The sequence below is a fragment of the Pedobacter sp. JCM 36344 genome, assembly GCF_046546555.1.
Classification (GTDB): Bacteria; Bacteroidota; Bacteroidia; order Sphingobacteriales; family Sphingobacteriaceae; genus Pedobacter.
Genome location: NZ_JBKHKK010000019.1, coordinates 1 through 12,599 on the forward strand (window position 1 = coordinate 1; position 12,599 = coordinate 12,599).

General features: G+C 38.8%; 14 protein-coding genes, 1 pseudogene and 1 riboswitch. Of the genes and pseudogenes, 2 read left to right on the forward strand and 13 right to left on the reverse strand.

Annotated elements, in window-relative coordinates:
- The 13 genes and pseudogenes from ACHFIZ_RS16105 to ACHFIZ_RS16165 form a co-directional block, all read right to left on the reverse strand.
- On the reverse strand, nucleotides 1-2,749 hold a 2,749-nt coding region (locus ACHFIZ_RS16105; protein WP_410887685.1), incomplete at its 3' end, for a DEAD/DEAH box helicase.
- 80 nt (nucleotides 2,750-2,829) lie between these two features.
- The gene (locus ACHFIZ_RS16110) at nucleotides 2,830-3,024 is read right to left on the reverse strand and encodes a hypothetical protein (RefSeq protein WP_410887687.1); all 195 of its coding nucleotides are present in this window, start codon (nucleotides 3,022-3,024) and stop codon (nucleotides 2,830-2,832) included.
- A 47-nt stretch (nucleotides 3,025-3,071) separates the two neighbouring features.
- The gene (locus ACHFIZ_RS16115; RefSeq protein ID WP_410887689.1) at nucleotides 3,072-3,911 is read right to left on the reverse strand and encodes an MbnP family protein; all 840 of its coding nucleotides are present in this window, start codon (nucleotides 3,909-3,911) and stop codon (nucleotides 3,072-3,074) included.
- A gap of 25 nt (nucleotides 3,912-3,936) precedes the next feature.
- Nucleotides 3,937-4,467 (reverse strand): SCO family protein, encoded by a 531-nt coding sequence (locus ACHFIZ_RS16120; RefSeq protein WP_410887691.1) that lies wholly within the window; start codon nucleotides 4,465-4,467, stop codon nucleotides 3,937-3,939.
- A 6-nt stretch (nucleotides 4,468-4,473) separates the two neighbouring features.
- On the reverse strand, nucleotides 4,474-4,917 hold the full coding sequence (locus ACHFIZ_RS16125) for a hypothetical protein (protein WP_410887693.1): 444 nt from the start codon (nucleotides 4,915-4,917) through the stop codon (nucleotides 4,474-4,476).
- 67 nt (nucleotides 4,918-4,984) lie between these two features.
- Complete coding sequence (locus ACHFIZ_RS16130) at nucleotides 4,985-5,188, reverse strand: hypothetical protein (protein WP_410887695.1); 204 nt, start codon at nucleotides 5,186-5,188, stop codon at nucleotides 4,985-4,987.
- A gap of 198 nt (nucleotides 5,189-5,386) precedes the next feature.
- The gene (locus ACHFIZ_RS16135; protein WP_410887697.1) at nucleotides 5,387-5,773 is read right to left on the reverse strand and encodes an acyl-CoA thioesterase; all 387 of its coding nucleotides are present in this window, start codon (nucleotides 5,771-5,773) and stop codon (nucleotides 5,387-5,389) included.
- Between the two features lie 172 nt (nucleotides 5,774-5,945).
- Entirely contained in the window at nucleotides 5,946-6,953 is a 1,008-nt protein-coding gene (locus ACHFIZ_RS16140; protein WP_410887699.1) for a beta-ketoacyl-ACP synthase III, read from the reverse strand.
- A 55-nt stretch (nucleotides 6,954-7,008) separates the two neighbouring features.
- Nucleotides 7,009-7,541, reverse strand: a pseudogene (locus ACHFIZ_RS16145) (5-methyltetrahydropteroyltriglutamate--homocysteine S-methyltransferase); the annotation flags it as partial.
- Between the two features lie 308 nt (nucleotides 7,542-7,849).
- Nucleotides 7,850-8,365 (reverse strand): IS982 family transposase, encoded by a 516-nt coding sequence (locus ACHFIZ_RS16150; RefSeq protein ID WP_410887700.1) that lies wholly within the window; start codon nucleotides 8,363-8,365, stop codon nucleotides 7,850-7,852.
- A gap of 301 nt (nucleotides 8,366-8,666) precedes the next feature.
- Nucleotides 8,667-9,047 carry a hypothetical protein gene (locus tag ACHFIZ_RS16155; protein ID WP_410887702.1) on the reverse strand — a complete coding sequence of 127 codons (381 nt, stop codon included), beginning with the start codon at nucleotides 9,045-9,047 and terminating at the stop codon, nucleotides 8,667-8,669.
- Between the two features lie 959 nt (nucleotides 9,048-10,006).
- Nucleotides 10,007-10,516, reverse strand: a complete 510-nt coding sequence (locus ACHFIZ_RS16160) for a hypothetical protein (protein ID WP_410887704.1) — start codon at nucleotides 10,514-10,516, stop codon at nucleotides 10,007-10,009.
- Nucleotides 10,517-10,637: 121 nt separating this feature from the next.
- Nucleotides 10,638-10,970, reverse strand: a complete 333-nt coding sequence (locus tag ACHFIZ_RS16165; protein ID WP_410887706.1) for a hypothetical protein — start codon at nucleotides 10,968-10,970, stop codon at nucleotides 10,638-10,640.
- 321 nt (nucleotides 10,971-11,291) lie between these two features.
- Nucleotides 11,292-11,479: riboswitch (cobalamin riboswitch) on the reverse strand.
- Between the two features lie 85 nt (nucleotides 11,480-11,564).
- Here ACHFIZ_RS16165 and ACHFIZ_RS16170 point away from each other — a divergent pair.
- Nucleotides 11,565-12,164: an SCO family protein gene (locus ACHFIZ_RS16170; protein ID WP_410887708.1), complete on the forward strand. Its 600-nt coding sequence runs from the start codon at nucleotides 11,565-11,567 to the stop codon at nucleotides 12,162-12,164.
- A gap of 2 nt (nucleotides 12,165-12,166) precedes the next feature.
- Nucleotides 12,167-12,586, forward strand: a complete 420-nt coding sequence (locus ACHFIZ_RS16175) for a c-type cytochrome (protein WP_410887710.1) — start codon at nucleotides 12,167-12,169, stop codon at nucleotides 12,584-12,586.
- The last annotated feature ends 13 nt before the right edge of the window (nucleotides 12,587-12,599 follow it).

Consider the following 12,599-nt stretch of genomic DNA (forward strand, 5'->3'; position numbering starts at 1 on the left):
CACGGTCAATCGCCTGATTCTCCACTGCGGGATTCCACCATGGGTCAACAAGATAAACGTAATCCGCCTGCGTTAAATTCAAGCCCGTTCCTCCTGCTTTCAAACTGATTAAAAATACCTTGATATCCGGATTGTTTTGGAATGAATCAACTACTTTTCCCCTGTCTCTGGTCTGTCCGGTAAGGTATTCAAACTGAATATTGTTATTTAGCAATTCTGTTTTGATAAGATCAAGCATAGTTACAAATTGCGAGAATACAAGTATTTTGTGGTTAGGCGACTTATTCTGAATCTGTTCTATTAACACATCCATCTTCGAAGACGCATTTCCGTAGTGCTCATCATTTTTTAACAACGCTGTTGAATTACATATCAGCCTCAACCTTGAAATGCCTTGTAAAACATGCATGCTACTTTTCGCAAGCTGATCTTCAGATCTTCCCATGAGGAAATCCCGAATCTCTGTTCTAGCTGCATCATAAACCTCCCGCTGTCGCAGACCCATTTCACAGTAAATAGTCATCTCCGTTTTATCAGGGAGCTCTTTAGCAACCTGCTGCTTGGTTCGCCTTAATATAAAAGGGTTGATCTTCCGTTGAAGATCTTTAGCCCTACCGCTATCCTTGAATTGATCGATAGGCACTGAATACAGTTGCTTGAACTGTTCTTTGGTCCCAAGCAATCCAGGACAAGCAAAAGACAGCTGACCGTATAAATCGAAGGTATTGTTTTCTATTGGTGTTCCTGTTAACACGACTTTATTGCGTGATTGAAGTAAACGTACAGCTTTATATCGCTGTGAGTCTGGATTCTTAATGGTTTGCGACTCATCTAAAAAGATATAATTAAAACGGTAATCTTTCAGGAACTTAATATCGGCAAGCAAGGTGCCATACGATGTGAGCACAATGTCGTGATTTGGAAATTCATCGATGATCTTGACGCGATCTGAGCCATATACAGTAAGTAACCGCAATACCGGTGCGAATTTGGAAACCTCTTGTTGCCAGTTATAGATCAATGAGGCCGGCACTACTATTAAATTTGTATTGTCGCCAATTTTTTCCTTTTGAGAAAGAATGAAAGCAATAACCTGAATGGTTTTGCCCAATCCCATATCATCGGCCAGACATGCACCGAAATTGAAGTCGTCCAAAAAGTTAAGCCAGTTCAATCCGTCCTGCTGGTAAGGTCTTAACTCTGCTCTTAGATCCTTAGAAACTCCAATTGCTTTGATGCTTTCAAAGTCAGATAGTGCCTTCCGATAAAACACCAACTGGTCCCTGGCTTCCTGATTGAGCATTTCATCTTCATACAGTTCATCTACTGCATTATAATTGATCTTAGAGATTTTAATCTTGTCATCCACTAGCTCTCCAGAAGAAAAGTAACTTTCGAATTTCCTTATCCATTCATCAGGCACAATTCCCATGGTACCATCATCTAGTTGTACAAATTTGCTCTTGTTTCTAATCGACTTATGCAAATGTTTTAATGCAACCGTTTGCTTGTTGAATTTTACCTTTATTGCAGTTTCAAACCAATCCATTCCACTTATTACATTGATGGAAATGTCGGCCTTATACTGACTGAGTTTATTCTCTTTCAGCTCATTAAAACCTAGAATAGCGATACCTTTACTTCTCCAGGCTTCAAAAGCATCAAGGAACCATCCCGACTCTACAAACCTTTTCCTGTGTAAGTAAAAACAATCCGCATGCTTTTGATCAGGAAACTCGTCCAGCTGTTCCTGAAAAAGTGGGTGAGCTTTACCGATATCTGAAATCAACTGCAATTCCCTTTCTTCGTCCCTGTCAAGGGTAAACATGTTACCAAGGCGATCCTTAGACCTTATTCGTTTTTGAGAGATCACCGGGATCTCAAGACTGCCGTACCTCATGACAGGTGTGATCAAAACAAATTCACCGGATTCTGATAAGTAAACTATCTGTTCATTTTCTAAGTCAAAACCCTTTTCTTCGATCTGTTTTTTTGTAGCAGGTTTGAGATAGGAATAATTGATTCTGATCTTCTCCTCGATTTTCGATAATACATTTTCCTGAAATGCTTCATAGTCGGATTCGTGCACGACAATAATGTCACTATGCTGCTTAAAGAATTCCAGAACATCGAGGAAATATGGATTGTCAACAAGGTACAACCGCTCCTTTATCTGAATAAAATAGTGGTATTTGAGTTTAATATTTGTGATCGAATAATCTATATTGGCAAGAAACAGCTTGCCAGATAGTTCATAAAATTCTCCTTTCTTATTTACCGTCAGGGTTAAATCGATGTCAAGCACATGTAACTGAGCAGGAAGCAAGGAAGCAGCGTTGATTGTACTCGAAATCTTCTCGTCATGAATGTAGACAGGTAACTTTAATGGGTTACGTGCTAGGGCCTTAAGACCTTCAAGATCAGAGTCTGATTTAGCATCACTATAATTGTTTTTGAACTTGGAAACACCGCTGTAAAACTTAAGTTCATCCTGGTTATTGGTTTTCCAGATCAGGTCTGTAGCATCCAAAAATTTTAATGGATTTTTTATCCTTCCGGCATTTGTCATCGGCGCGACGGCAAGTTCGATAACCAAATTTCTATAAAAACGGTGCTGACTAAATATCAGCACCATTTTATCTTGATCATTCAACCCTTTAGGTAGCACAGAAGAACGGTCATCTGAAAGAATCTTCCCAAGTTTAGAAAAATCCACATGCTCCAAATTATAATTGTCGTTGTTCTTCATTTATAAACGCCTAAGACGGCAGCACTTTTTGCACCATCTTTACAGGTTTAAAGTTAGAAAAACATTGCTCAACCTTAGCCTTAGAAAGGTAAAGAAACGTGTACCATCATTCTATTTCCAGCACTCGCTCTACCTCCAGCCAAATTCTGTGAAGCTACCTTCTGAAAGTTTGCACCTAGAGAAAGGCCTTTGAAGGTAAATTCTGCCCCCAAAATCAAAGATGCCGCATGGCCTCCTGAAACATAAAGGAGTGTCCTTCTTACACGCCAAAACAAAAGTTAAGGATACAAGAAGAACGGTCCATTTTTTTCTGACAGCCATTCTAATTTTCTGTATGGTCGTGTTTGAACATTTCAATGAGGTTTGCAGCTACATTGGTGCTGAAATCACTAAACATTACGGTCGGATGTACGGCAATAGAAAAGTTCTTCTTCCCGTTGAATACCTTCATTAAATCTACCAGGACGTGAATGTTGCTTTGGCGACCTGTTCTAACTTTTGCAACTCCGCCAGCGGTCAAATCCATCGTGACATTTTTGATGTTGTTTAACGTAGGTGCCGAGTAGCCGCCAAAGCCACCAATATGATATTTGAATTGATGCTTTCTGGTTGGATCCCCATTCACATCATTTGAGATCACTTCAGCATTCCCTTCAAATTTGAAGAAGATATAACCCGAGTTCCATCCCCAATACATTCCTGAAAAATCATGACCCCCGCCGTATGCGGGATCCAAAACACCTGTCCGCTTATCCAATGCCATTGTACTCCTCAAACTATCAACCCCAAGTGTAAACTTTAATTTGGAATAATCTCCTTCTGGAACGCTGACCTTTGCGAATCGCGTAGCTTTATCCGCACCACTGATAAGAAAGTAGCTACTGTCTTGTTTAACTACATAAACCTTTCCTGCAGTAGTAGTTACCTCAATATTGCTTATAAAATACTGTAGGGATGATATCGAGAATTTTTCGTTGGCCGCATTGACATATAAATTTGTCGAATTGTTCATTGTTAATGTCCGGTCGCCAACAATATTATCAAACTCCACAGACAATTGAGCGAGTTTTGATTCATTAAAATCTGGTGTTGTTTCATCTTCCTTCGAGCAGGATAACAATAACATCATTGCACAAAGCAATGCTAAATATATATTTTTCATGTTTTCTTGTTTGTTGAATTTGGATCTACTTCGCTGTTTCCTGCAGTAGTATCTCCATGTCTTTAATTAATTTTTCTACTTCGGTTGTCAGTGTGCCATCATATGCTCCTCGTATCCGTTTTTGCTTATCGACTAAGATCAAGTAGCCTTGATGAACAAATCCACCAGGTGCACGCACATCTTCTTGAGCTGCAACAATATAATTTCGCTCAGCTAAAGCATATATTTCATTTCTCGTGCCCCACAAAAACTCCCATTGTATTCCCTCAATCCCCAATTTGTTTGCATACTTTTTCATTCGAGAAGGGGTATCGTACTTCACATCAATCGTATGAGAAGCTAATTTAACGTTGGGATTGCCCTTGAACTTTTCGTAGACCTTAAGTAAGTTTCGATGCATTACAGGACAAATAGTCGGACAGGAAGTAAAGAAGAAGTCGGCAACATAAATCTTGTTGTTAAAGTCTTTGTTGGTCACTATCGTACTATCTTGATTTCTTAATAGAAACGGGGGTATCGTTCTATAAGTCGTGTCTGTAAACTTTTTCCCATTCACTGGTCATCACTTGTTGAACTTTTTAAGGTAGTCGCCTGAAGTCTTGATCTCTTTCTTATAGACGCTATCTATAGCAGATATTTTCTTCTTTTCAGCCTGAAAGTAAGCCACTGCTTCCTCGTTTGATTTGCCAGTTATGTCCGGTTCAAATTGGTGCATCCAATTGTTCATATCGTCATCGGCCTTAACAAGATCTCCTATAAGGGATTTAAGCGCTGTTGACTCTTGAAGCGTATCCACATTAGAATACTTGGCTTTTAGACCTTTGAGGTCTTTTAAAAGCGTATCCAGCTTCATTTGATTCTTTACGATTATCCCCTGATCTTCCATCACCACATCGTGGAATTGCATCACCTCGTGTCTGACTACCTTATAATCGTTTGTTTTTTTTGGTTGGACACAGCCCAAAACCACTCCTATTAGAAATAGGAATAATACTATATTTCTCATTAAAATAAGTTCTAAATGATAAAGAATTAATACCTGATTTTAGGCAAAACATGCCTAAACATGGAACTTACGCCTCTTGAGGAGGATGGAAAATAGCGTCTTTGATAGACTGAGGCATGCCCATAGAAAAAGGAATATGTAGCACTACCTCTGCGAAAGCGTAACGCTCGAATTTTAGTGGACTTACAATCAGGGCGTCCTGAACATGCGTCTTTTGAGCCTGGCGCTCTTGCTTTTGTTCCTTATCCTGCGCCTGCTTTAACTTTTTCATTAAATAGCAATTACCATTACAATGCATCTCAGGTTTATCCTTATTGACACATAATTCGGTAGCAATAAATTGCTTGTTTAATTCAAACCCCATATACACAAATAAGCTTGAACAGTTCGCGGTAAGCAAACTCAACAAAAGCAAAATGGATATGGGTCTTAATAACATTGAAGCAAATGTAGTAAAAAATGGAGCTGACTACCTGATAACTGTTACAGGTCTTTTATTTTCATCAATAGCCACAAACGAAAATTCTCCAGAAACAGCCTTCTCGCGCTCATTAGAGTACATCTGCTCTATAAAAATATCAACGCGAACTTTCATACTGGTATTGCCAACATGTATAACTCTTGCAACCAACTCCACAAAAGTACCTGCTGGAATAGGCTTCGTAAAGTCAATCCTGTCGCTACTAACTGTGACCATGATCTGCCTGCTAAATCTGGTAGCTGCAATAAAGGCAACCTCATCCATCATCATCATTGCTGTACCACCAAATAAGGTGTCATAATGATTGGTAGTATTTGGAAACACTGTCTTAAAAACCCTCGTCTCCGAAGCCTCTATCTTTTCTTCTATTGTCATGATGTTAATAGTAATATTAATCTAGCCAGCTCCCTCAACGCAGCACAAGCATTATAAAATAATGCGCTTCATAAACAAAAACCCATTGCCAGAAACGAACGCCTTTACCAGATGAAAACGTAAAAGTTAGCTTCTTAGCCAGGCCTAGGGCGGAGAATGCTTGCTTTTAAGTTTAATCGCGCCCCCTCAGTGAGCCCCACTTCAAGTACGTTGCCCCCCAGGAAAACCCTGCTCCAAATGCAGTCAGTATCATTTTATCTCCGTATTTGAAGTCATCTTTAAAATCCCACAGGCACAATGGAATGGTCGCTGCAGTCGTATTGCCGTATCGGTCTATGTTGACTTTAACTTGTTCGGTAGACAAGCCTAGATATTCTCCTACAGATTGTATGATGCGTAAATTGGCCTGATGTGGAATTAGATAATTAATTTGTGAACTGAGCAGATCATTGGATTTCAACACTTCATTACAGGCGTCAGTCATCCCCTGGATAGCGGCTTTAAAAACAACCCTACCATCCTGACGAACATAATGAAGCTTTTCATCAAGCGTTGTCTGAGAAGCGGGATTTTTTGAGCCTCCTGCAGTAACAATCAGGTTTTCCTTTCCACTACCATCTGTTCTGAAAAAGCTATCCATCAAACCAACAGGCTCTTCAGTTTCCTCTAAAAGGACCGCACCAGCGCCATCACCGAATAAAATACAGGTATTGCGATCAGTATAGTTGACTATCGAACTGTTTTTATCAGCACCAATTACAACCACCTTTTTGCAACGACCACTTTCAATCATGCTTGCACCTAAAGTCAAAGCATAAAGAAATCCGCTGCATGCCGCATTGGTATCTATTCCCCAGGCATTCACAAGGCCTGCTTTTTCGCAAACCATACTGCCTGTGGATACCATCACATAATCAGGAGTTGAAGTGGATACAATCACACAATCGATCTCGTCAGGTCTCACATTACCATCCTCCATCAATTTCTGCAAAGCATAAGTGGCCATATCAGATGTAGCGATATTTGGGTCATTAACAATCCTTCTCTCCCTGATCCCTGTTCTTGAAATGATCCATTCACTATTGGTATCTACCATCTTCTCAAGATCATGATTACTTAAAATCGTATCCGGAACATAACCTCCAACCGCAGTGATCACTGCATTTTTCCTTATTCTCATTCGTGTGCTTGTAGTTCTTAAACAAGGGCAGACAGATACATCTGCCCTTGTTCTCTTACAAAGTTACGGGTTCTTCTACAGATTTCCGCAGAACTTTTGCAGCCGCAACCATTTCAACTAAAGCTTTTCTAGTTTCCTCCCAATGGCGCGTCTTTAAACCACAGTCAGGATTAACCCAAAGCTGATCGGCGGTGATGACCATTTTCGCTTTTTTTAGCAACCTAACCATCTCATCCATAGATGGAACACGTGGAGAATGAATATCTCAAACACCCGGACCTATTTCATTTGGGACTTGGAGCATTCAATAGTTATTACATCTGTATCCATATCAGTAATGTTTTGAATGAAGTCGTTGAATTCCGAATAGCACATATGGGTGTGAATCTGTGTCCCATCACTAACTACACTTGCAGAAATTCTGAAAGCTTTGACCGCCCATTCCAGGTATGACTGCCAGTCTTGCTTACGTAGCGGAAGTCCTTCTCTAATCGCAGGTTCATCTATTTGAATGATCTTGATACCAGCAGTCTCCAGATCAGCAACTTCATCCCTGATTGCCAAAGCAATCTGGTTACAGGTCTCTGAAACTATCCCCCGAGACCTGTATAGTGTTGCTTTGGCATTGCTTCGGTGTTGGTTCATCCAGGGACGAACCAACACCGAAGCAACCTACACCCTTTTCTTATCTGATGGAATACTATGACAAAATCTATTATTAATAACGTGTTGTGCGATTAAAAAGCGAGTGCATATTTAAGCTGATTAATGGGTTTGTTGTTTTTGATATTGATAGCCTGCAAGCAAGTAATAGCGGTAAGTTTGGCAAATATTCTCCTAGCTAAACCCTTCAAAGATTTAGCATAACTTCTTTTAAGCATGAACTGGTCGCACAGCTAAGCGAATAAGGTTTCAATCCATTTTCTGCATTTCCTGAATACAGGCTCAAATGGTTGTTTGTCTTTTTGATTATTACGTATAGGAGTCTTTAACTGAATTTCTACTGTATTAAATAAATCTAACTGACTGGTTTTGGATAAATACCCCCTGTCACCAATCAGTGTGCAATTATTTAATCCAGAGTGCTTTATGTCATTCAGATAATGGATGTCATGTACGCTTGCCTTACTGATGTCCATGGAGTAGAATACCCTTTTTACAGAAGTAACCAGATGAATTTTATATCCAAAATACCAAGTCTTATTCACTGCGGAGTACCCTTTATCAGGAGCTGTATCAAAGTTTTCCCTGCATATTCTTGAGGATTTTTCCCGAACGATTTTACAGATTGGAACAGGAATAGAATCTACAATAAATACGTTTTCTCCTTCATTCATTTGTTTGGCCAGGTGTTCATTAACAGATTTGGTTATTTCTAAAAATTGATTGAAATTGGTCGAAAGGTTGTGCATAAAGAGTAATTTACTTGGTCGTAATTCCTATTTAAGATACTGATTTTCAGTATTATGCACAACTTTTTTATCCATTTTCGTCTCTTTTTTTAATCGCACAACACGTTATAACTATTTGATTTACAATTTACTGCAAGGTTCTTGGCGCAAACATGGTACAAATTCACATTAAAAAAATATGAATTAAACCTTGTTCATAGACCTTTTTTTACACTCTGCTGCATAGAATCCTGACTCATCACCAGCTGGTCCAGTTTGTTATAAAACATAAACTCTCAGCCTTTACCGGGAAGTTTCTTTCTCACCAGCCTGTGCCTCCCGTCATAGCGGTAAGTATAGACCAAACCACTGAAGCTGGCGTCAGTTTCTTCAGTAGAGCTTGTCCCACTGAACCAGGAGGCACTACATACCTCAGATTACCCAGGTCATCATAAACAGAGTAGGTAGACAAAGCGCTACTTTGATGAAACGTTCTGGTTGATATGTGGTTTGTACTGAAACTTTTCGGATACCGCTTTGCTATGTGTTTTATGGCTGTTTCCTTCGGGCCGAGCCGAAGCAGACACATAGCAGACTCGAAGCAGACTCGAAGCCAGGACGTAGAAGAGGCAACTAGTAATAAACCAGTGAGGCTCTTCTTTGTAGTCCTTAAATAGGGAAATGTAGAAGTATTTAGTAGCATAATTAGAAGCGGCATTGGTTGATTGCTTAAACGAACCTACAATACTGATATTAAAAAAAAGCAGATTTTACACCTAAAATGGGTTAACGGAACACTTAAACTGGTAAATGTGCACATAAATCCTTAAGTGTACACTTAAAATGCCAACTGCGCACATAAGAATTTAAGCGTTCAGTCAGACCGATATGTGAATTTAACGATAAATCGTATGTTTTCTAAGCAGCACCATAGTTCTATACAATCAACTTAGGAGAAAAACCTAAGGGCAAGATTTAATAATACGTCAAAGAGCGATGCTGAACGCTTCACAGCGAGCAACCAAGATTCCCATTTGATCAATCATGGTGCAATTGGAAATAAGGATAAGTGCTAGCAATAATCCTAAAGTGAATGGTGAATTGTGACTAAGAAGAGAGGAACGTTGTACATGTCAGCCTGAGGCTGATCATTTTCCAGATCATTTAATTTGATCTGTTAGTTTATTGTTTTTAGTTGCGTCGCGATCGCGAACTTTGTTATGCTGTTGTTAACGGCGATAGTAATCAGCTTCTAGTTAATGCGAATGGTGTTGATAATCTGATTAACAAGCTCCATTCAGGAACATTAGTATCTTATATTATAAGGTACGAATAATTAACGTAAGAAACAAATAATTTCATAATAATCACATATTAATTTTGTAATTATTATTTTAATTGAATTTATTTACTTTCATTATAAGAAACGACAACCATCGGTCCTCATTCCAAAAGTACTTTTACTAGCAGGCTGTGGTCTGAACAACTAGGAAACAACTAGGTAACTCAGAGCACACTCGTTGGGCAAAAGCATGCCTTTTCCCAACGAATGTGCTCTTTACCCCCTGTTAGTACGCCGTTAGTGCAGTAGCAGGGGCACTTAGTCCTGGAAAAACTTGACATCGTCCTAAATTGATAATATTGAGTCATACAAGCTGTATTTCAAATATGGTGTATATTGGCGTTATCCAAATTTAAACAACTATGATTACAGAAATTACCATGCTCAACGTTATTCCAGGAAAAGAGAGAGAATTTGAAAATGATTTTCGGATAGCAAGAAAATACAATAAGCTCCATCCCTTTGTCACCCCTTAGGATATCCATCTTATGCTGTTTAGGGTAAACACTTTCGTCTAATTTAAATCTTTTTTCGGTAACTTTATAGCTGGCAACTTTACCGTCAACTACGATTATAGGATTGGTAAAGTAAGGCACTTTTACATAATTTACTATTTTGCCAGCTTCGGATTTAGTTTCATCTTGGGATATGAAAGATGAAATCAAATTACTTTTAAACCCAAAGATACAATGAATAGCTTTGTCAAGGGTTTTAGTATGGTCATCGCCTAAAAAGCCGTAATCCCGCCCACGATAAAAGTTGTATGTCCCTTTTTTTAGACTAACCGTATCACTAAAAGCATCAAGATGTTCTAATAGATCTTGCTCCAATTCTGGATTAATAGATTTTATTACTTTGAAATTGCTGGTTTTCTTACTTTCATTAACATCAAATGAAAAATAAGATACTCCATCTTTAAGTTCATCGTCGGATTGTTTTGGCTTGTAATCACTAAATATAATCCATAATATTCTGTAAGCGATTCATCCTATCTTTCACTACAGAAATTTCTGCTTGAACCTTACCGTTTTTTGGCTGTTCAGGCTTCGCCTTTAGTTTTTTGTGAGTCTCAATCTTTCGGTTTAAATCAGGACTTTTCACTTCTTCAATAGGACTTAATTCAGGGTTTGAAAGCACCTCAACAATTGGACTGGATTCAATTGCTTTCGTCAATTTCTCTGCAGTTGCAGTGGCTGATGAAAGAATGACCATTGATGCAAAAAGTGGTACTGAGAGCCAATACTTTAGTATGGCAACCTGGCGAGATTTTGTTTTGTATAACATAATAATTCTCCTTTTTAATAATGATTGGTTAAAAAAACTGTTGGTTAATTGTTGTGGTTTTGCGCCGAATACGTTAGAAACCAGCAAGAGCGTATAAGCTGACTTATCTTCCAGCGTCGAGGCGGCAGTGTCGCCAGCAATAAATTCACGTATATCTTTGATCGCTTTCTTGTATAAAAAAGCAACGGGGTTAAACCAATTAAACGCTGTGAATATTTCAAAAAATAATACATCTAAAGAGTGCCACTACTATTAGAGGAGCAAAGATCGAATTAATTGGGAACATACTCGTATGGCAATTAGTCTCCTATCCTTTTGCGACCCCAATATCCTTGAATCAATAGCTCTGACTTGTAACATTTTTACCACCCTTCCCATTTCCAAGTGAAACAGTGGACATAAATTGGCAAAAACCTTTGTTGTTACTTACAGTTGCGCGACAGTTCGTGATTCTCACAAGATTCCCTATTAATTTACAGCTAAGTAAAACCTATTCCGGTTGATGAAGAAATAAAGTAAAGAACTTGTTGGCGAAAACTTATGTAAAAAGGATATCAATACCAATTTGTACATTTGCCCCACAACATTTGAAATATGAAAACCAAAGAATTATTCCTGTTAGGCCTATTGTTCTCGGTCTTATTTTTAGTTTCATCCTGCAAGGAAGAAAAGCCACTGCCGTTTTTAAGTCCTGCACCAATAGCCAGCTTCAACTTTTTAAACCAGGACAGTTTAAGCATCACGAACCAAACTTTTAAAGGCAAAGTTTACATTGCAGATTTCTTTTTCACCTCATGCACAAGCATCTGCCCAACCATGCATAGAAAATTGAAAGTATTTTTCGACGAATACAAAGACGAGCCAAACCTGATGTTCTTATCTCATACCATAGATTATAAATATGATATTCCTTCAAAACTTAAGAAGTATGCTGAAAAGCTAGGTGTCGATGGGCCCAAATGGCAATTTGCATACGGTACTAAAGATGCGATATATAACATTGCGGAAAAGAGCTATCTATCAGCTGTGATCGAAAACCAGAACGAAAAGGAAAAATACATACATCAGGGATGGTTCCTGTTGATCGATGGTAATGGCCGCATGCGTGGTGCCTATGATAGTACCAATGATGATCAGATTGAATTGCTCCAAAAGGATCTGAAAAACTTGCTTGCTGAAACAAAAACTAAGTAGCCGTGAGAAACTATCTATTGTTAGCAATCATATTTACAACCTTAGCCTCGATAGTGATCTCTTGTCAGGATGCCCGTCAGGTCCAACAGGATATGTATTACACGAACGGCCGCGATCTCTATATTGCTTATTGTCAGAATTGCCACGGAGCCAACGGCGAAGGGCTGGCTAAATTAGCTCCTCCGCTTACAGATACCTTATTCCTTAAATCCAATAAGAAGAAACTTGCTTGCTGGATTAAGAATGGTGTATCAGAGCAAATGATTGTTGCAGGTGAGAAATATGAGGGAAAAATGCCTGATCACAACTTTGCTAACATTGATATTGCACAGATGATTGTGTATGTTACCAACACTTTCGGTAATAAGCAAGGAAACTACACCCAAAATGAAGTTGCAGCTGATCTTTCCAATTGTAATTAGCTGGCGATAGCTA